Source organism: Alsobacter soli (assembly GCF_003004785.1).
Classification (GTDB): Bacteria; Pseudomonadota; Alphaproteobacteria; order Rhizobiales; family Beijerinckiaceae; genus Alsobacter; species Alsobacter soli.
On the sequence record NZ_PVZS01000028.1, the window covers coordinates 45,428 to 62,980 of the forward strand.

The 17,553-nt window shown below is 64.2% G+C and carries 19 protein-coding genes and 2 pseudogenes; 7 read left to right on the top strand and 14 right to left on the bottom strand.

The window, feature by feature from the left end; translation table 11 throughout:
* Nucleotides 1–295: 295 nt before the first annotated feature.
* The 3 genes from SLNSH_RS19755 to SLNSH_RS19760 all read right to left on the bottom strand — a co-directional run bounded on the left by SLNSH_RS19755 (nt 296) and on the right by SLNSH_RS19760 (nt 1,892).
* Complete coding sequence (locus SLNSH_RS19755; RefSeq protein WP_106339140.1) at nt 296–793, bottom strand: response regulator; 498 nt, start codon at nt 791–793, stop codon at nt 296–298.
* Nucleotides 794–1,013: 220 nt separating this feature from the next.
* On the bottom strand, nt 1,014–1,190 hold the full coding sequence (locus SLNSH_RS24975) for a hypothetical protein (RefSeq protein ID WP_210202545.1): 177 nt from the start codon (nt 1,188–1,190) through the stop codon (nt 1,014–1,016).
* A gap of 240 nt (nt 1,191–1,430) precedes the next feature.
* Nucleotides 1,431–1,892, bottom strand: coding sequence for a MarR family winged helix-turn-helix transcriptional regulator (locus SLNSH_RS19760; protein ID WP_106339142.1), 462 nt, complete (start codon nt 1,890–1,892; stop codon nt 1,431–1,433).
* Between the two features lie 158 nt (nt 1,893–2,050).
* Between SLNSH_RS19760 and SLNSH_RS19765 the strand changes: the two genes are divergently transcribed.
* Entirely contained in the window at nt 2,051–2,497 is a 447-nt protein-coding gene (locus SLNSH_RS19765; protein WP_106339144.1) for a VOC family protein, read from the top strand.
* A gap of 41 nt (nt 2,498–2,538) precedes the next feature.
* Nucleotides 2,539–3,768: an MFS transporter gene (locus tag SLNSH_RS19770; RefSeq protein ID WP_106339146.1), complete on the top strand. Its 1,230-nt coding sequence runs from the start codon at nt 2,539–2,541 to the stop codon at nt 3,766–3,768.
* Between the two features lie 368 nt (nt 3,769–4,136).
* Here the strand turns inward: SLNSH_RS19770 and SLNSH_RS19775 are convergent, their stop codons facing one another.
* From SLNSH_RS19775 to SLNSH_RS19785, 3 genes are all read right to left on the bottom strand, one after another.
* A complete protein-coding gene (locus SLNSH_RS19775) occupies nt 4,137–4,493 on the bottom strand; it encodes a hypothetical protein (protein ID WP_106339148.1) in 357 nt (118 codons plus the stop codon).
* A 127-nt stretch (nt 4,494–4,620) separates the two neighbouring features.
* On the bottom strand, nt 4,621–5,388 hold the full coding sequence (locus SLNSH_RS19780; protein WP_106339150.1) for a TAXI family TRAP transporter solute-binding subunit: 768 nt from the start codon (nt 5,386–5,388) through the stop codon (nt 4,621–4,623).
* A gap of 109 nt (nt 5,389–5,497) precedes the next feature.
* Entirely contained in the window at nt 5,498–5,923 is a 426-nt protein-coding gene (locus SLNSH_RS19785) for a TAXI family TRAP transporter solute-binding subunit (protein ID WP_106339152.1), read from the bottom strand.
* A gap of 124 nt (nt 5,924–6,047) precedes the next feature.
* Between SLNSH_RS19785 and SLNSH_RS19790 the strand changes: the two are divergent.
* Nucleotides 6,048–6,368, top strand: a pseudogene (locus SLNSH_RS19790) (HdeD family acid-resistance protein); the annotation flags it as partial.
* 27 nt (nt 6,369–6,395) lie between these two features.
* Here SLNSH_RS19790 and SLNSH_RS19795 read toward each other — a convergent pair.
* The 3 genes from SLNSH_RS19795 to SLNSH_RS19805 all read right to left on the bottom strand — a co-directional run bounded on the left by SLNSH_RS19795 (nt 6,396) and on the right by SLNSH_RS19805 (nt 8,271).
* Nucleotides 6,396–7,199, bottom strand: coding sequence for a nickel-binding protein (locus SLNSH_RS19795; RefSeq protein ID WP_106339159.1), 804 nt, complete (start codon nt 7,197–7,199; stop codon nt 6,396–6,398).
* A 23-nt stretch (nt 7,200–7,222) separates the two neighbouring features.
* The gene (locus SLNSH_RS19800; protein ID WP_210202546.1) at nt 7,223–7,510 is read right to left on the bottom strand and encodes a DUF4242 domain-containing protein; all 288 of its coding nucleotides are present in this window, start codon (nt 7,508–7,510) and stop codon (nt 7,223–7,225) included.
* A 230-nt stretch (nt 7,511–7,740) separates the two neighbouring features.
* Entirely contained in the window at nt 7,741–8,271 is a 531-nt protein-coding gene (locus SLNSH_RS19805) for an ATP-dependent DNA ligase (protein WP_280954487.1), read from the bottom strand.
* Between the two features lie 565 nt (nt 8,272–8,836).
* Between SLNSH_RS19805 and SLNSH_RS19810 the strand changes: the two genes are divergently transcribed.
* The 3 genes from SLNSH_RS19810 (at nt 8,837) to SLNSH_RS19820 (ending at nt 11,526) form a co-directional block, all read left to right on the top strand.
* On the top strand, nt 8,837–9,136 hold the full coding sequence (locus tag SLNSH_RS19810) for a hypothetical protein (protein WP_106339171.1): 300 nt from the start codon (nt 8,837–8,839) through the stop codon (nt 9,134–9,136).
* A 1,113-nt stretch (nt 9,137–10,249) separates the two neighbouring features.
* A complete protein-coding gene (locus SLNSH_RS24980) occupies nt 10,250–10,393 on the top strand; it encodes a hypothetical protein (RefSeq protein ID WP_158266833.1) in 144 nt (47 codons plus the stop codon).
* A gap of 617 nt (nt 10,394–11,010) precedes the next feature.
* A complete protein-coding gene (locus SLNSH_RS19820) occupies nt 11,011–11,526 on the top strand; it encodes a Cache 3/Cache 2 fusion domain-containing protein (protein ID WP_106339178.1) in 516 nt (171 codons plus the stop codon).
* A 140-nt stretch (nt 11,527–11,666) separates the two neighbouring features.
* Here SLNSH_RS19820 and SLNSH_RS19825 read toward each other — a convergent pair whose 3' ends face one another.
* The 5 genes from SLNSH_RS19825 to SLNSH_RS19845 form a co-directional block, all read right to left on the bottom strand.
* Nucleotides 11,667–11,930 carry a zinc-binding dehydrogenase gene (locus SLNSH_RS19825; RefSeq protein ID WP_106339181.1) on the bottom strand — a complete coding sequence of 88 codons (264 nt, stop codon included), beginning with the start codon at nt 11,928–11,930 and terminating at the stop codon, nt 11,667–11,669.
* Between the two features lie 181 nt (nt 11,931–12,111).
* Nucleotides 12,112–12,795, bottom strand: a complete 684-nt coding sequence (locus SLNSH_RS19830) for a 3-oxoacid CoA-transferase subunit B (RefSeq protein ID WP_106339184.1) — start codon at nt 12,793–12,795, stop codon at nt 12,112–12,114.
* Complete coding sequence (locus tag SLNSH_RS19835) at nt 12,795–13,448, bottom strand: CoA transferase subunit A (RefSeq protein ID WP_106339187.1); 654 nt, start codon at nt 13,446–13,448, stop codon at nt 12,795–12,797. The genes SLNSH_RS19830 and SLNSH_RS19835 overlap by 1 nt, the downstream gene beginning before the upstream one ends.
* A 267-nt stretch (nt 13,449–13,715) precedes the next feature.
* Complete coding sequence (locus SLNSH_RS19840) at nt 13,716–14,543, bottom strand: 3-hydroxybutyrate dehydrogenase (protein WP_106339191.1); 828 nt, start codon at nt 14,541–14,543, stop codon at nt 13,716–13,718.
* A gap of 73 nt (nt 14,544–14,616) precedes the next feature.
* Entirely contained in the window at nt 14,617–16,350 is a 1,734-nt protein-coding gene (locus SLNSH_RS19845) for a SulP family inorganic anion transporter (protein ID WP_106339193.1), read from the bottom strand.
* A 35-nt stretch (nt 16,351–16,385) separates the two neighbouring features.
* Between SLNSH_RS19845 and SLNSH_RS19850 the strand changes: the two are divergent.
* Nucleotides 16,386–16,955 (top strand): annotated as a pseudogene (locus tag SLNSH_RS19850) (bifunctional enoyl-CoA hydratase/phosphate acetyltransferase); the annotation flags it as partial.
* Nucleotides 16,956–17,553 lie beyond the last annotated feature (598 nt).

The window sequence follows — 17,553 nt, forward strand, 5'->3', positions numbered from 1 at the left end:
GTCCCTTCAACTCGCCCGTCAATCCAGGGCTGGAGGCGGAGACCCTGACTTCCGAAGGCGGATCGGCTGTAAGCAGGTGACCTTATCCCCATGTGGGTCATCTCAGGTCAACACGCGCGGGCTCGGCCCCGGCGCACGGCCCGGAGGTCTGCCACTCAAGATGAGCGGACTCGGGCGGATCCAACGCAACGCCGACTGAGCGGTTCGAACGAAACAGCAACCGGAGCTATCGTACCGGGATCACAGCCAGCAGATGCTGCACAATCCGCGCATCCACGAAAGGCCTTGCACTCGGCTAAAAGCGAAAGCGTTCCACTTTCGGCTCGTGGCCGCGCCCCTGACTGGCTTGGATGTCGTCCTCCGTAGGCGCCGGGAGAATCTCCTGCAGCTGCCGTTGCAGCCCTTCCGCTGTGAAGGGTTTGAGGATGTAGCCCTCCGCCCGGCCCTTGGCCTGGGCCAGGTAGCGCGGATCCATGCTCGCGGTCATCATCAGAAAGGGCAGCTTGGCGGTTTCGGGGTTCTCCCGGCAGGCTTTCACCAGCTGGATACCCGTCACGCCATCCATGACGACGTCACAGATCACGACCTTGTATCGTCGCCGGTGCAGTTGCTGAAAGGCAGCGCGCGCATCCGAAACCTGGTCGACATCTCGAATCCCGAGCTGGTTGAGCAGGCGTTCCACGATCTTCCGCATGGGCGCGCTGTCGTCGATCAACAAAGCGGGCTCAGCCCGCCGGGAAAGGCTGACGTGCTCGTTGTCGCGAAGATAAAAATCTAGCTCAGGAATAGACATTCGATACCGCCTGCCCGCGCGCCCCGCCACGTGATCTGGCCTCCTTACCGTCTGCGATGACGCATGCTGGCGGCGGGGAGCGATGCTACGGGCCTACGGCATGAGCGTTACTAAAATTATATTACAAATTTATCAATTCTCGCAAAGTTGGCGAAGAGAACTGGATGGCCTTACGCGCCCGCCTCCTCGGACGCGGGATGCGCTCCCCATATGCCGCGTATCAGCGCCGGGCGCGCAGGCGCTTACGCAGATGAAGCACAAGAGCGCCGCCGATGAATGCGAACCCGACCAAGGCCGTTATGAAGGGTGGGGGAATGTTCGTCAGCATCGCCTGGAAGGCGGCGAGAATGATGGCCGAGAAGGCCAGGACCACCAGGTAGCGCAGCAAGAAGTCCATCGGCAGACCCTCAAAAAACGATATTTTAGATGAGTTTCGAAAACACACAACGCGATCAAAGAAGGGAATACCGCGGCTCAAGCGCGCGGAAGGGGCGCAATCCGCAAGTCGCCCGGGGACGCTCCGTCAGGCGCGGCTGGCGCTGTCCGTTGAGTCGAGAAGGACTAGGGCCCTATTTTCCCCCGCCGCTGAGCGGCCAAACGGCGTCCGCTCGGGAACCCGAAGTCGAGCAACCGTGCTTCAGCCTTCCGGACCGTTTGCTTGCGAGAGAACGGCCAGCTGGGCGCGCAACCGATCAGGGTCTTGTAGCTCCGCCTCGACGGCGGCGTGAACGCGGCGCCAGATCGGCGCAGCTCCGGCCAGAACGAGCCTGCCCTCCTGCGTGAGAGACAGACGACGTGTGCGCTTGTCCTTCGCGTCGGGCGCGGTCTCCACGAGGCCGCGACGCTCAAGCGGTTTCATGTTGGCGGTCAGGGTGGTCCGGTCCATCGACAGTAGCTCGGCCACGCTGCCGAGGCTAGGCGGCTCCGGTCTGTTCAGCGACATCAGCAACGAGAACTGCCCGCTTGTCAGGCCGACGGGCTTCAGCGCCAGGTCGAAGCGGCGTGCAAGCGTTCGCGCCGCGCGCTGCGCATGGAGGCACAGGCAGGTGTCGCGCACCAGCAGCGTGGTCGTAAACGGGACATCGGGACGGCTTTGCATACGAGGGGTTGACTGCTATGGCTCCTTCACGTTGATATCAACCTATCGCGCAGGAGGTCAACCTCGGCGGCCAACCTGCCGCGGCGGCTGCGAGGCATGCTCGCCGGCCCACTACGACGCGGACGGGCGAAAGGCTGAACACACGGGAGGAGACAAGCATGAAGATCGTCACGAGCCTCAGCTTCCAGGGTCAATGCCGCGAGGCCTTCGAGTTCTACGCCCAGGTGCTCGGCGGCAAAATCGTCGCCGCCATCCCGTACAGCGCGGCCCCTCCCGGCATGCCGGTCCCCGACCAGAAGCACGAATCCTGGCTGATGCATTGCTGGTTGGAGGTCGGCGACCAGGCGCTCATGGGCGCGGACATGGATATCGCCTGGGCGCGCAACATCGACAAGCCCAAAAACGGCTTCGACGTCACGTTGCACGGCCCGGACAAGGCCGAGTGCGAGCGCTGGTTCAACCAGCTCTCGGAGGGCGGCAGATCCATCATGCCATTCGGCGAGACGTTCTGGTCTCCAGGCTTCGGGTCTCTGGTCGATAAGTTCGGCGTCCCGTGGATGATCAACACGGTTCCTTCCGGCGATTGGAATCCCGCCCAGGGTTGACCGCGCCTGAGAGGTCATTTTCCGAACCAGGCGGAGACAACATGGACCGCTCCTATCGTTGGGTGATCGTGGCGGCGGGCGGCCTCCTCGGCTGTGTCGCCATGGGCGCCATGTTCTCGCTGCCGGTGTTCCTGCGCCCGATGTCGGCCCAGACAGGGTGGTCGGCGACCGGGATCTCGACCGCGATGACGTTCGGCTTCCTGGCCATGGCGGGCGCCAGCATGCTGTGGGGCGGCTTGTCGGACCGGTTCGGCCCGCGGCCCGTCATTCTGGCCGGATCGGCCGGGCTGGCCGCGAGCCTGGCGCTGGCCAGCCGGGCGGAGTCCCTGGTCGAATTTCAGCTGCTGTTCGGGCTCCTGGTCGGGTCCGCAACGGCGGCTATCTTCGCTCCCATGATGGCCTGCGTCACGGGGTGGTACGAAACCCGGCGAGGACTCGCAGTCTCTCTTGTGTCCGCCGGCATGGGCATGGCCCCGATGACGATGGCCCCGCTGGCGGCCTGGCTGGTGACCCGTCTCGACTGGAGAGACGCCATGCTGATCGTCGCCGGCGTAGCCGCGGTCTTGATGATCCCCGCGGCCCTTCTCGTGCGCCGTCCGCCGGCGATGCAGGATGGGGGCGCGCAGCCCGGGCCGAACCAGTCCCAATCCGGCATGACGGTGCGTGAGGCCGTACGGTCGCCTCAGTTCCTTACGCTGATGCTGGCGAACTTCTTCTGCTGCGCCACGCATTCCGGCCCGATCTTTCACACGGTCAGCTACGCGGTCACGTGCGGGGTGCCGACGCTCGCGGCGGTCTCGATCTACAGCGTGGAAGGCTTGTCGGGGCTGTTCGGCCGCCTGGGCTTCGGCGTCGCGGGCGACCGCTTCGGCGCCCACAGAGTGCTCGTCTTGGGGCTGCTCGCGCAGGCCTTCGGCGTGCTCTCCTATGCGCTGGTTAACGAACTCGCCGGCTTCTACGCCGTCGCGGTCGTGGTCGGGTTCGTCTATGCGGGCACGATGCCGCTTTACGCCGTGATCATCCGCGAAAACTTCCCGCTCAGGATGATGGGGACGATCATCGGCGGAATCTCCATGGCCGGCAGTCTCGGCATGTCCACAGGACCGCTGATCGGAGGTTTGATCTACGACCGCGCGGGCACCTACGCCCCTATGTATGTCGCTTCCTGGGGCCTCGGGCTCGCGGCCATGCTGGCCTTGATGACCTTCCGACCGTTTACCGGGCCCGAATGTTCCAACGTCAGGCCGGGATCACACCCGGTAGCCCCGTAGGTAGCCCCGTAGGTAGCCCCGTAGCCATTTGGGTCCCTCGGCTTCCATCAGGGCGAGAGCAGGATCGAGCCGGTTGTTTCGCCACGGCCGAGCAGCCCTGAGCATTCCACGCCTCCGAAAAGGCCGGTCGGCGCTCCTCCTGGCGGGTCCCGCAGCGGGCTCCGCCAACACGGCTTTCGTCCTGGTGCTGTGACCCTGCTTGCGCCTGGCGCTATGAAAGCGGCAGGCGACCTTCGTGGCCCGCGTCCAAGCGAGCAGGAGCCTCGAAGCGCCGGCCCGAACCGAAGTTGCCGTGAACGAAGTCGATCGCGCTGGATTCGGGAACGAACGCTTAGCCCCTTCACGGGCCGTTCGGCGCCGCCCTGCCCTCAATGCCAGAACACCTTGGAAACTCGCCGGTCTGTTGGGGTGAACACCACAACCCGGTCATCTGGCGAGATGAAATACTCGTAATAACCACCGCGGCTCAGGCCCGGGACATTCACGTTCTGGAACTGACCCGAGCTCACCCACACGGGAATGACGCTTCCCCGGCCCACGCGCACCCCGCTCCGCTCCGAGTACCTTGGGCCGACGCCCCGCAACACGGGGGCCGGAGTAAGAGGCCAGCCTCGCTCATTCCATTGCGGGAGCGTTCTGGTGACCGTGATTTCATTCTGGGCGAACGCAGCATCCGTGACGGCCAAAGATGCGAGGATGATCACGCAAAGGATGGGACCACGCATGGCAGGCCTCCTATCACCCTGTGTGAGCGACGATGATAGCCGGGGGGCGCCGAACTCGAGTTGATCAGAGTCATTTTGAATTCGACAAGCAGTTTCCCCGGGCTCTGGACCATCGGGAGCCCGTAAATCACAGCGTCCCAAGGCTTCGCTCGCGGCGCCGGTCCACATCGGCCGCCTGACGCCGCGCCACGAGTACCGCCTCGGCGTGGGACGCCGCCAGGGAGGTGGTGGGGTCGCTTGTTCCGGCCCTAACGATCTCCGACAGGGTCTTGTGCAGTTCGCCGTCCAGCCTGGGCAAGTCCTCAACCGGCGCGGCTCGGGCTTCGTCCGCGATCTCGATCAGCCGGCCGATGCGGTTCCGCTCCGCGGCGTAGCGCTTGCCGCTGAGACGGCTCGCCACCATCGCCCACAGTGAGCCGATGACGCTGAACGCCATGGCCGCGCCGTAGAAGTATCCCTGGGCCTCGTCGACGAAGCTCTGCTCGCCGGACGAGAGGTACTGGGCCACGCCTGGGTGGACCGGCAGCACTGTCGTGGTCTTGTCGGGATCGGGCGCCTCGATCGAGGCCGCCTGAGGATAGGCTTCCACCAGCTTGCCCTTGGCGGTGAGGATCGCGCGCGCGATGGCGCCCGCGTGCAGGTTCAGCATCGAGAAGGGAGCCACCAGCCGGTAGGTGACCGCCACCACCGTCGTGCTGTCCTCGGGGATCTCGGGGCGGGGGCGAAGGGAGCCCTTGGCGACGTCGAGGCTTTCCGTGCCGGGAATGCTGTTGGAGATAGCATCGGCGTTGTCGAACGCCATCAAGCTCGGGGCGCCAGCCGTCCTGGTGATCGCCGCGATCGTGTCAGAGAGAACTCCGGCCCCGATGGGACCAACCACGAACACGGCCGCCACCGGCCTTTCGCGTAAGAGCTTGCCAAGATCCTGCGGTGGAACGATCACGCGGTGGACCGACTGGCGCGGGACGTTGGCGTAGCCAAGCAGCGCCTCGAACAGCGCCTCGTCAGCGGCCTGAACGCGGCTGCCGAGCAGCGCGACGGTTTTTCCGCTCAGTCCCCCCGAGGGAGTCCACTTTCCACCGGGGCGGGATCAGGAGAGCGGCGACGTCTCTGCGCAGAATGACGATGGTCTGGCCGTCGGTGGGCGGAGATGCGTCGGAACGCACGATCGCGAGATCGACCTTGTGGCCATCGAGAAGCGCGCTGCTTTCCTGGAGGCTGCCCGCCTCCACTGGCTGGAACGACACCAGCGGATTCTGCTTTTTCGCGACCGCGACCATCGCGGCGACGAACCGCTCGGCACTGCCACCCACGGGTCCGACCGTGATTCGCAGCCTGTCGTGTGGCGTCCAGAGATATAGGACCGCTCCGGCCGCGCAGGCTGCGACGAGGAGTCCGGCGGTCACGCCATAGAAGAGCGAGCGGGTCATTGTGCGCCCCCGGGGTGCGCCGATCACAATCGGGCGGCCTGGCCGCCCCCCGGCCTTCTAGCCGCCGCGACCATCTGGCTGTCCGACGGCCCCCCTTGATCAGGCGCAGTGTGAAGCGGTCTGGCTGCCACAAGGGCTCCACCAAACGCCTGCCCTGCGCGCAAGATGGGGCTGGATTGTCGCGCTCGGCGTGGTTTTCCTGCTGGCTGGCCTCATCGCCCTGGGCAGCGTCGTCATGGCCACTGTGGCGTCGGTCGCGCTCGTCGGCATCATGATGCTGATCAGCGGCGTCGCCGAGATCATCCATGCTTTCAGCCTGAGGAGCTGGGGCAAGATGGTCCTCTGGGTTCTGCTCGGAGCTCTCTACGTGGTCGCAGGGATTGCGACCTTCAGAAACCCGCTCCTTGCCGCGGCCGTCCTCACGCTGACGTTAGGCTTGGCCCTTTGAAAGCCTGGCCCCGGGTCAGCAGGTTCAGGCGCAGCGATACGTCGGCATCAGCTCCCGGAAACCTTTCAGTCTCTTGAGTCCAGCGCGTTCGAAAGCGTGCAGCCCCTCGCACTCCCCGCAAACCTCGGACGTCACCAGGACCGTATCTGGCAACGCCGCCTGGCACAGGCGCGAGGCCAGCTGGACGGTTGAGCCAAAGAGATCGCAGCTGTCCATGACGGGCTCGCCGGAAGCAATTCCGATGCGCACGTGCAGGGCCTGCTCGCTCGTTGCGTTAAATCGCCTGAACTCGGCCTGGATGTATTTGGCGCAGCCGACAGCATCGCGGGTGGACGGGAACGCCGCCATGATCCCGTCGCCCGTGTGCTTCACTTCGCGCCCGCAGGTCGCCGCCAAGTGGCGACGGACGATGCCGTCGTGCGTGCGCACGAGTTCGACGGCCATGGTGTCGCCCAGCTGGCGGGTCATGCGGACGGAGCCCACAATGTCCGTGAACATGATTGCCCGGTGGGCGGGCTCAACGCGGGCGCCGGTCGGGGCGGTCCCGTGCGGATCGGCGATGCGGCCCAGAAAGGCCTCGATCGCCGCCAGGCTGACCGGAATGATCTCCGCCGCTACGAGGCCGTGGGCTTCGGCGTGCGCGCGCTGAGCAGCATCCCTGTCTGGCGCCTCCACCAGGCAGAAGGCCAAGCCTCTAGCTTCGTCGAACCAATAGGTCAGGAACCGCACGCCGAATGCGTCCTGCAGAGCGAGGTCACGTTGATGGGCCTCGGCGACCTCGGCTTGGGTGGTTTTCTGCAGGTCATGCCGGTCGATGAAGATGGGCATTGGGCCTCCCTTCGGCGCGCCCTTCACATCGCCGGGGATGCGGTTGTCGGGTCGATGCGTTTCTTGACTTCGGTGATGACCGTGGCGGGGAAACCACTCATCTCGGCGTGTCTGCGGATGGTCTCCGGGCTGTCGGCGAGGTAGTGGCAGAAGAGCTTGTCAGCCGTGACGAAGCTTTCCACCCATTGAATGTCGAAACCGATTTCGCGCAGGCACTCATTCGATTTCGCAGCGGCGGCTCGCAACTGATCGCGGTCGAGCGAGCCGACCCGCGGAATGTTGCGTTCGATGATGTAGTGGCGCAAAGGCACGGCGACCTCCTCTCAAAGGGGGGCGGGATCCACCCGCCGCTTGGATCTACACCCGGCCGCAAGTCCGCACTGTGCGACCGAGCACTCATCCCTTGCGCACCTGTGTTGCCCGGGCACCGTCTGACGTAAATGAGAAAGCCCCACATCCTGCCAGCTGGCATGCTGCAGGGGTTTTCGATGCGAATGGGGCCGACCCTAGCCAGGGGGATCGCCCTCTCGATGGGCCAATCTCAGGGATGCCGGTATTCGGGGCATCTCACCTTCATCCATGCGGGCGAGGGACCAGACCGATACCGCCTGTCCGTGCGCTTGCAGACCAGGCCCTCCAGCCCCAGAGCGCAGGCATGGCGGAACAGATCCGGCCCGCGCTCGTCCAGGGCGTCCACCATGGCGATCCCGTCAACTGGCTGGGCTAGGAGCCTCGCCAGTTCGGCGCGGCGCTCAACGAGCGGCAACAGGCGCCGATCCCGGCCATCCAGCTCGAGCAAGTCGAAGGCTAGCAGCACAGCGTGAGGGGCGCCCGCGACGGAGCGCAGCGCGTCGAAGTCGTCGCGCCCATCGGGGAGCTGAACCACGACCTCCCCGTCCAGCACGCAGGAGGCGCATGGAAGGCTCACGAAGCCCGCGGCGAACCGGGGCAGGCGATCAGTCCACGAAAGGCCGTTGCGGCTCCACAGGGCTACGCTGGAGGCCTCGCGGCGGGCCTGCATGCGGTAGCCGTCGTGCTTCACCTGATAGAGCCAGCCCGGGCCAGTGGGGATCGCGTCCGAGGGCGTCGCCNGCCCGGGCCAGTGGGGATCGCGTCCGAGGGCGTCGCCAGCATGGGCTGGATGAAGCCTGCCGGCGCGCGGCGATCACGGGCAAGGGGCGGGGGCGGAACGGCATGATCGCAACATACACGCCTGCTAGGCTGGCTCACTCTGGAATCGATAGAAACTCCAACTTGCCCCGCCGGGTCCGCTGAAGGCGGGGCTTCTCATTTCTAGCGGAAGTTGCGGGGCGCAGAGCGCGCGCGCCATGTGCCTCGCATGACCCGCCGGTTCGCCCCCCACATGCGAGCCCCGGCTAGCGGGTACTTGCTCCTTCCAGCTCCTTCTAGCCTATGCCGGGAGGATTCGAACCTCCGGCCTTCGGTTTAGGAAACTGCTGCTTCATTCGGCTGAGCTACGGAACCGCTGCCCCCGTTCCGTGACGCCTAGGGACGCGCCGGTAATTGACTGCCCAATCATTGAGCAGGGTCAGTATTGCGCCTGGTCGAAGGTCCTAGCATCGCGCGTCGAGCCTGCCTCGAAGTGGGCTCGCTCAAAAAGGTCAGAGGAAACGCCGATGAAGTCAGCTCCTGTGCGGGATGCCGCCGCAGGCCAGGCTCCCTATTATCCCCCGATGCTGCTGCCCCGACTGCACGAGACTTTGCGCGAACTCGTGGAGGCTCGGGGGGAATTCGACTACGAAAGCGAGACGCTGATGCGAGCGCCGCTCTCCCCTGTGCTGAAAGCCAAGCTGGCGAAAGCACTGGAACTACGCCGGCAGCAGGCGTGCCAACCGCTTGAGCAGCGGCTGCGGGAGCTGGAAAAGGAACTCCGGGCCGTCATCCGTGATCGGCGCTGGGACGAGAAGGCATCCTAAGCAATACCCCGGCCCTGCCCGGCTTTTTTCGTTCCGCGGACTGCCGATTCCGCTCTTCAAGCTGGTCGAACGCCTGGATGATCCGTTCTGCCTTTTGCCTCAGGTTGAGCCTTCTCCAGTTTCGAGGCCCCACTCTCACCCCAAGGTCGCGCAATCGGCCGCGAAGAAACTCCAACATGACTGCGTCCCGGAGCCCCAGTTCTCGTGCCGCTCTGATTTCCTCGATTGCGCTCACGCTGCCCGTCCCCCAGGAAGCGATTTTGACATATCCCATTTTCTTGATTGATTGCCTATTAGTCAGTGGAGGTGAACCAGCTAGCCGTCTCGATCTGCGCTACTCGGACTAGTTCTGCCGAAGTGGGCTTGCATTTCCGGGCCGGCGCTCGCCGGCTTCGACCATAACGCCTCGCGGCCCCCGGTGATCACCTCGGCTGCCCCGTCTATGACGTGCATGATCTCAGTGGTGGCCAGCGCAATCGGGGATCGGATGGGCGCTTTGGCCAGAATGGCGACGCAGCGCCTCCGCCATTCCTTCAAAGCGGCTAGGTACTCCTGGGCGTCTGACCCAGTCCACATGCGGCGATATCGCGTCATGGCCCGCCTTGCCGGCAGGGCGGAGTTTTCCAGTGACGAAGCTCGGCGGTGCGCCTTCGAACGATTCCAGCCCTGTGGCTTGGTCCCCCTAATCCGGGATGGCTATTTCAAGCTCTCGTCTTCAGGCGCAGTCTCCCACGCCCTGCTGGGCGGCGCACGCAATCGGAGGGAGGCTTCCGATGACAGATCGAGGCCAGATGCGCCTGCGCACCCTTCTCAGGCGAACTCTTGAGCTGCTTGCCTTCACCTATCTGGCGGGCGGCGTCGTCGTAACTTGGCTATCGTTGCAGCCTTAATGCACATGGCTGGGCCGGAACAATTCGGGCCTGACACGCAGAACTACGGCGTGGCTTGCCCGGTCGATTGCCGGTGGCGGCGCCTTTGCTTTAGGGCAGCGCAAATCTCAAACGAGGTCCCCGAAGGCATAGACAATTAGGTCAGGCCTCCCTCGAACCCGCCAAACTGTGGAAGCATGAAGAATCGAAAGTCCGCCCATTCTGCCCAGCAGGAGGTTGGACAATGGACTATCCTGAGTTCCTGGTCTGGACTGCATCCGCCGTCCTAGTCATGTATCTGGTGCTCGATTCCATCCGAGCTGCGCTGTCCAGGCGCCGCAGCCATGGCCGGAAGGCCAGGAGCCGCTGGCACGATGTTCATTTCTGAAACGGGCTCCGGGCAGCGGGTAGAATGCGATCGCTCTTACGCCGCTGACATGGAACGCCGGGCCATCCTGCTGGCCTTGAGAGGCGGAGTTGGTCCACACAGACCAAGGCCAGAGCTTCCAGAAAAGCCGTGTGCTTTGCCGTGATCTCGCGCGGGACAGTGTCGATGACGCACACGGCCCCGAGACGCAGACCCGGCGAGTAGATGATCGGGGCCCCTGCATAGGTGGTGACGTTGCCCCCTGGATGCCCTCGTTCAGCTCGCCAGTGCGACCGGGGATCGGACGGGCGCCTTGGCCAGGATGGCGAAACAGCGCCTACGCCACGCTCTCTCAAGACAGCTAGGAACTCGTCACCGCTCGTCCGGCCGGCCACGTGCGACGAGGTCGGCGGAACCGAGCGGGCGCGGAAACTGACCGGAAAGGCGTATTCTAAGGGGAGATTAGGTGTCACAGGTCCCATAGAAGCGCGTCCGTTTATCAGCACGCAGTTCGGCGAAGACCTCCATGCTGATCGACATCAGGATGGGACCTCAAGCGAGCGGGTAGAAAGCATGATGCTTACAATCATCAATGCCCCGCAGCAGCTCGTGTGCTGCGAGGCCGACGGGAGGCTATCATGAATAAAACCGCCTTCGCGTACGCATTGCTGGTTGCCTCGTGCTTTGCGGCACCGTCGACGCCGCTCCTTGCCCAATCCGCCCAGGACGTTCAATCGGCCATGCAGGTCTTGAAATCGAAGACCGCTCAGGCCGGGGCTCCCAGTCTCAAGGGTGAGGAAGAGCTGGAGGGGCACAAAGTGCCAGTCCTGTATCTTGGGACGAAGAGAGTGAATGGCGATTTCGCCATTGTGGACGAAGTCCAGAAAGAAAAAGGAGGCACGGCCACACTGTTCGTGAAAAGCGGGGAGGACTTCGTGCGCGTTTCGACAAATGTGAAAAAGCCCGACGGCTCTCGAGCGGTCGGGACGGTACTGGATCCCAAAGGCAAGGCCATCGCCGCGATCCGCAAGGGTGAGGCGTTTGCCGGCGAGGTCGACATCCTGGGCAAACCCTACCTGACCGCATACGAGCCCATGCGCGACGCGAAGAATCAGGTCATCGGGGTCTACTACGTCGGATACGTGAAGCAGTGACTTCGCCTCGGTCCAAACGGTGAAGGGACGGGGCGGCACACCTCTCTGTAGTGCTGCCCCTTCGTCGTGCGCGTGGCCACCGCTTTTCGCAGGATGCGTCAAGCTGGGCGATCCCTTGCGCGACGGGCGTGGCCGCCGGTTCAGGCCGCCATAGGCAAATCCGGGCACAACACGAGCTTGCCCATAAGATGCCCCTCCTCCAGACGCCTGTGAGCGTCGGAGACTTGCTCAAACGAGATCCGCTCAGCCACCCGTGGCCGGATCTTGCGAGTGGCCAGCATGCCGAGCAGCGCCTGCAAATCTTGGCGGAACCAGTCGGGATGACGCACCCGCGTCAGGTTAATCGAATAAACCCTGATATGCTTGCCTCGAGGCAGCCAGCCCTGGAGAGAGGTCCAGATCAAACGGCGCGCCCTGCGCGGTCATCGTCGCCTCCTGTGATCTCACGATCGTCCAAGAAACAGCCCGCACTCGAATCGGCGTTGTTGGGGAAAAAGCTCGGTCATCGAACTGCCTGGAAGGGAGCATCCGGCGCCGTTCACGCGCCATTGGGGCAGCAGTATTCGCGATCACTTACAGCCGTTATCAGGCGACCTGACTCTCGGCGGCGAGGACCGCCGCCAACTTCATCTCGGGGACCACATCGGGAATAATGAGATGGGCGGAGGTTCCGTCCAGGATCGTCGGGATCGTTACGCCGGGTCCACGCTCCCGCAGCACCAATCCCTCATCGGTGGGCTCTATGACGGCAAGTTCCGTCACGATCAGCGTCACCCGCCGTGTAGCCGTGATGGGCAGGGTGCATTGGGGCACGATCTTGGGCCCGCCCTTGGCGGTGTGTTGCATGGCCACGATGACCCGCCGGGCGCCGCTGACCAGGTCCATGGCGCCGCCCATGCCCGGAACCATCCTGCCCGGAATCATCCAGTTGGCGAGGTACCCTCGCTCGTCCACCTGCAAGCCGCCCAGGACCGTGACGTCCAGGTGTCCGCCGCGGATCAGCCCGAAGGACATGCCGCTATCAACGGTAGCGGCGCCAGGCACGGCCATGACGAATGCCCCGCCCGCGTCTGTCAGGTCCTCGTCCGCCATGCCCTCCGGCGGCCGCGAACCCATGCCTACGATGCCGTTCTCCGATTGAAACAGGATGTTGTCGGCGTGCGACACGTAATGGCTGACGCCTGTCGGCAGGCCGATCCCGAGATTGACGAGGCTGCCGGGCTTGAGCTCGATGGCGACGCGGCGCTGGATGACTTCTTCGGGATGCATCACATGCGCCTCCCAATCAGGTATTTCACCAGCACACCCGGCGTCCCGACCTCATCCGGCGGAATCGTGCCGACTGGCAGGATTTCGCGGGTTTCGCAAAGCACCGTGGGCGCGGCTGTCGCCATAAGCGGGTTGAAGTTGGTCGCCGTGAGCTGGTACGCGGCGTTGCCCTGGTAGTCGGCCCGGTCTGCATGGATCAAGGCGAAGTCCGCTTTCAGCGGTTTGGCCAGCAGCCATTCCTCCCCGTCGATCTCGATCACGCGCTGGCCCTCGGCGGCGAGCGTGCCGAGCCCCGTCTTCGTCAGCACCCCGCCCAATCCGTAGCCGCCGGCGCGGATGCGCTCAGCCAGGGTGCCCTGGGGAACGAGTTCGACCTCGATCCGGCCGGAGAGCATGCCCTTCTGGGTCTCCGGGTTCATGCCGATGTGGGAAGTAATTACGCGGGTCACCGCCCCGGCGGTCACCAGCTTTCCGATCCCGAAGCCAGGGCGCGCGGTGTCGTTGGCGATCACGGTGAGGTTCTTGCGGCCAGCATCGACCAAGGCGTCGATGAGAGGGTGCGGGCTGCCTGCCCCCATGAAGCCGCCAATCATCAGGATCGCGCCGTCAGGGATCAGGTCGGCTGCAGCCGCGGCCGAAATCGCCGTCTTCATCCTGACTCTCCCACCATGAAAGCGTTGCCCCGCCAGCGCGCAGCGCGTCATGCATCAACGCCGAACACTAGCCCGCATCGGCGCAATACTCTTCCCACTCAGGTCGAAAACAGGAGAGCCTAGGCCCAGCGCGGCGAACATCATTGTTCTGTGTTCATCATAGTCCGCCGGAACGGATTAGAACTGATCCCGCTCAGTGGCATGGTGTGGCGGCGCGGGGAAAAGCGCCGCCCGTCGCCTCGGGATGAGAAAGCGCCTGAGCGCGACCTATTGCATGAACCATCCGTGGCTGACGACGACAGACTGGCCGGTGAGGGCCAGGGAAGGGAAGGTCGCAAGAAAGACTGCGACCTCGGCCACATCCTCAGTGGTCGTGAATTCCCCGTCTATGGTCTCCTTCAGCATCACGGTCTTGACCACGTCGGCCTCGGATATTCCGAGTTCGCGGGCCTGTTCTGGAATCTGCTTCTCGACAAGCGGCGTGCGGACGTAGCCAGGGCAGATCACGTTCGCACGAACGCCATGCGCTGCGCCTTCCTTCGCCACGACCTTCGCCAGGCCGATCAGACCGTGCTTGGCGGTCACATAAGGGGCCTTCAGCGCCGAGGCCTCTTTGGAGTGTACGGACCCCATGTAGATGATGCTGCCACGCTTCTGGGCATTCATCTGGCGCAAAGCGGCGCGAGTGGTCAGAAAGGCGCCGTCAAGGTGGATCGCGAGCAGCTTTTTCCAGTCTTCGAACTTCAAGTCGACGACCGGAGCGACGATCTGGACGCCCGCGTTGCTGATGAGGATATCCAGGCGCCCGAACGTTTCGACAACGCGCGCCATTCCGGCGTCCACCTCCGTCTCGCTGGCCACGTTCATCGCGACGCCGAGCGCGCGCTGGAAGCTGGAATCGATCTCCGCCGCGGTGGCCTGAGCCGCCTGCTCATTGAGGTCGGCGATGGCGACCTTCGCTCCCTCTCGGGCGAAGGCGAGCGCAATCTCCTTCCCGATGCCGCTAGCGCCGCCGGTTATCACCACGACCTGGTCCAGAAGCCGGCCATGGCGGGGAGGTCGCCCGCTGGACCGTTCTTGGTCGTTGAGTGTCATGGTGCACCTCCGTTCAAAAAATTCATGGTCAGCCCAGGCCAGCGGGCGCCGCTCGTGAGCGTGACGCAACGGTTTATGCCGGTGAGGGGGGCGCAGAAGCGTGCTTCGCGTCAAAGCGTTTCGTGTAGTTCGCGATAGCCGCACGTGCGTTGAAAAGCAGTCGGTCCGGGCCAAGTTCCTCGTCGAAGCCGCTGTTGCGCACTACGGTGAGCACGCCGGGGTTGAGGCCAACGAGCCAGACCTCTTGGCCGGCTTGGCCTGCGCGCAAGACGCCGGTGCGCAGCATCTGCAACGCCGAATACTCAATGTCGGGAACGCGGCTGAGGTCGAGCGCAAGCACGCGTGGTTGGTGCTCCCGCACAAGAGCGGTCACCTGTTCGGCGACGCCCTGCGCGTTGCCGAAGTAAAGGCGGCCCTCGGGCCGAAGGATGAGCAAGCCGCCGAAGGTTTCATCGTCGGGGTGTTCGGGCGATAAGGGGCGGAGCACGTCTGCTCCCCTCTTGCGGCTGACAACCGAGACGCGGGGATGGGCGGTCTGGCTCGCGAGTCCCACAAAGGACAGGACAATGGCGACCACGATTCCCTGGAGCGTCCCGAACACCAACACGCCTGCGGCCGCGGCCAACGCCCATTGGAATTCCATCCGGCGCACACGATAGATCGCCACGAACTCGGAGGGCTGAATGAGGGTTGCGGAGTAAAAGATGACCACCGCCGCCAGGGTCGCCTGCGGCAGCAGCCCGAGAATTGGCGCGAGCACGACCATGGTCGCCAGCGCAGTCGCGGCAGTGACCAGCGAGGCGCGCTGGGAGCGGGCTCCAGCAGCGCGGGCCATGCCAGTCTGAGACGTGCCGCCGCCCGCCGGCATCGCCCCGATCAACGCCCCGCCCAAATTCGCCACCCCCGTTGCAACCAACTCTCGGTTGGGCTCGATGGGCGGGTCGCTAGGCGCCGCGAAGGCGTGCGCAGCTGCGATCGACTCGGTAAAGCTCATCAGCGCGATGCCGATCGCTCCGGGCAAGAGCTCACGGGCCAAGCTGGCGTCTGGAAACGTCAACGAGGGCAGCCCTTGCGGGATGAAACCAACCGTCGCGATGGTCATCCCAACGTGTCCGAAAGCCCACGACGCCAAGATCGCGGCCGCTATGGTCAACAGGGGCGCCGGGGCGCTTGGCCGCCATCGCTCAAGCAAAGTTAGAGACGCGATCGTGGCCAGCCCCATTCCAGCGCTCAGCGCCGATGCTTCCGCAAGACGCGCGACCAGATTGGCCGCATCGGCAAAGAAGGACTGCTTGGCGATGTGAAGGCCCAGCAGCTTCGGAAGCTGATCTAGCAGGATTACCACGCCAATTCCGGCCTTGAAGCCAGCCAGCACCGGGAGCGAGATGAAGTTGGCGACGAACCCCAGTCTGAAAAGGCGTGCAGCCAGCAAAGCAAGCCCGACAAGCAGCACAAGTGTGGCGGTCGCGCGAGCAAGCTTCGTGAGATCGTCATCGGGAACAACTTCGGCGAGTTCGGACGCTGTCAAAATCGCCAACGTCGTAGTCGAACTCACGCTCAAGACACGCGATGACCCGAGCAGGGCATAAATCGCAGTCGGCGCAAACGCCGTATAGAGCCCGACCGCCACGGGCAAACCCGCCACCGTGGCGTAGGCCATCGCTTTTGGCAGGACAACCGCGGCGGCTGTCAGGCCTGCGATGACATCGTCCCGGCGCTCGCCAGGTCTGCCCTCGGCGGCGCGGCGTTGAACATCGATTGCAGGCGTGTGCTTCACATCCGAAGTGTCGGCAATCCGGGAGAGCATCGATTGCGTGAGATCAGTTCTCCCGGATTTGATCGGTCCACCGAATTGGGATGCTGCGCGCTCATTGCCTCATCATGGATGTTCCAAGCCACGAGAACGCTCTGATCATCACTGACGCCGCGGTCAACATTGCACCCGATCTAGAGGGGAAGGTCGACATCGCCCAGAACGCCATCGACCTGGCGCATGCGCTCGGCGTTCCAAGTCCGAGGGTCGCTATTCTTTCTGCGATAGAAACGGTGAACCCGAAGGTGCCGTCAACGGTCGAGGCCGCGGCACTGTGCAAGATGGCGGACCGTGGCCAGATCACCGGTGGCGTCTTGGATGGTCGTCTGGCCTTGGACAACGCCATCGACCTCGGGGCCGCGCAGCTTAAGAAGATCGCGTCGCCTGTCGCGGGTCGCGCCAATATTCTGGTCGTGCCCAATCTCGAGGCCGGCAACATGCTTACCAAGAGCCTGTCCTTCCTGGCCGACGCGGACGCGGCCGGGATCGTGCTCGGCGCCAAGGTCCCGGTGATCCTGACCAGCCGAGCGGACGAGAAGACCACGCGCCTGGCCTCCTGCGCCGTGGCGTCCCTGGTCGCCGCCGCACGACGCGGCTCACTGGGTGCAGCCGTGGGTGAATCGCCGGGCAACGCCGTCGAGCCCGAGGCGGTTCGGACGAGCGCTCTGGCATGCTGGCTTTCCACGTGCGTAGTGACCCAGCAGCCCTCTGAGGCTAGCCGGACTGAAGATCCGATCCGTCGTTTGGCGATCACGGGCTCAACGCCGTCCTTCACTCGAAGCGGACGGCGGTGACGCACCATACTGACCCGGCCTTTGAGCCAGCGGACCATGAGAGTCTGCAAGGGGTAAGCGGCTGTTGAGTTCGAGTCTCCGCACTGCAGCCTGGCTGTTCATGAAGCCTGACGGTGGGAGGGAATTTTCCTGACTGCACGGCCACGCCCGAATATCCCAACACGGGCGCGGCTGCAGGCGGCGTGATTCTGGCTGGCTGCGGCATAAACCGCGGAGGTCAGTCGAGCGCCCCGCCTGATCGGCGCCGGTCATCCCGGTTCGTCAGCTGGGCGACGTTCGACATGGCGCACCTGCAAGCTTTCGTTAACTCGAAAAAATTGAAATCCATGCATGAAGTCACTGAGAACGTTGTTTCTGATTGCTGTGTCTATGACCACGGTATTGGGGAATTCACACGCTCATG

What these genes read in the sequence shown, in the direction of transcription:
- SLNSH_RS19775 (WP_106339148.1), bottom strand. Translation starts at nt 4,493, where the DNA reads ATGCGTGGTCCCATCCTTTGCGTGATCATCCTCGCATCTTTGGCCGTC.
- SLNSH_RS24980 (WP_158266833.1), top strand. Translation starts at nt 10,250, where the DNA reads ATGGACTATCCTGAGTTCCTGGTCTGGACTGCATCCGCCGTCCTAGTC.
- SLNSH_RS19760 (WP_106339142.1), bottom strand. Translation starts at nt 1,892, where the DNA reads ATGCAAAGCCGTCCCGATGTCCCGTTTACGACCACGCTGCTGGTGCGC.
- SLNSH_RS19820 (WP_106339178.1), top strand. Translation starts at nt 11,011, where the DNA reads ATGAATAAAACCGCCTTCGCGTACGCATTGCTGGTTGCCTCGTGCTTT.
- SLNSH_RS19765 (WP_106339144.1), top strand. Translation starts at nt 2,051, where the DNA reads ATGAAGATCGTCACGAGCCTCAGCTTCCAGGGTCAATGCCGCGAGGCC.
- SLNSH_RS24975 (WP_210202545.1), bottom strand. Translation starts at nt 1,190, where the DNA reads ATGGACTTCTTGCTGCGCTACCTGGTGGTCCTGGCCTTCTCGGCCATC.
- SLNSH_RS19835 (WP_106339187.1), bottom strand. Translation starts at nt 13,448, where the DNA reads ATGAAGACGGCGATTTCGGCCGCGGCTGCAGCCGACCTGATCCCTGAC.
- SLNSH_RS19830 (WP_106339184.1), bottom strand. Translation starts at nt 12,795, where the DNA reads ATGCATCCCGAAGAAGTCATCCAGCGCCGCGTCGCCATCGAGCTCAAG.
- SLNSH_RS19810 (WP_106339171.1), top strand. Translation starts at nt 8,837, where the DNA reads ATGAAGTCAGCTCCTGTGCGGGATGCCGCCGCAGGCCAGGCTCCCTAT.
- SLNSH_RS19795 (WP_106339159.1), bottom strand. Translation starts at nt 7,199, where the DNA reads ATGCCCATCTTCATCGACCGGCATGACCTGCAGAAAACCACCCAAGCC.
- SLNSH_RS19840 (WP_106339191.1), bottom strand. Translation starts at nt 14,543, where the DNA reads ATGACACTCAACGACCAAGAACGGTCCAGCGGGCGACCTCCCCGCCAT.
- SLNSH_RS19770 (WP_106339146.1), top strand. Translation starts at nt 2,539, where the DNA reads ATGGACCGCTCCTATCGTTGGGTGATCGTGGCGGCGGGCGGCCTCCTC.
- SLNSH_RS19755 (WP_106339140.1), bottom strand. Translation starts at nt 793, where the DNA reads ATGTCTATTCCTGAGCTAGATTTTTATCTTCGCGACAACGAGCACGTC.
- SLNSH_RS19785 (WP_106339152.1), bottom strand. Translation starts at nt 5,923, where the DNA reads ATGACCCGCTCGCTCTTCTATGGCGTGACCGCCGGACTCCTCGTCGCA.
- SLNSH_RS19845 (WP_106339193.1), bottom strand. Translation starts at nt 16,350, where the DNA reads ATGCTCTCCCGGATTGCCGACACTTCGGATGTGAAGCACACGCCTGCA.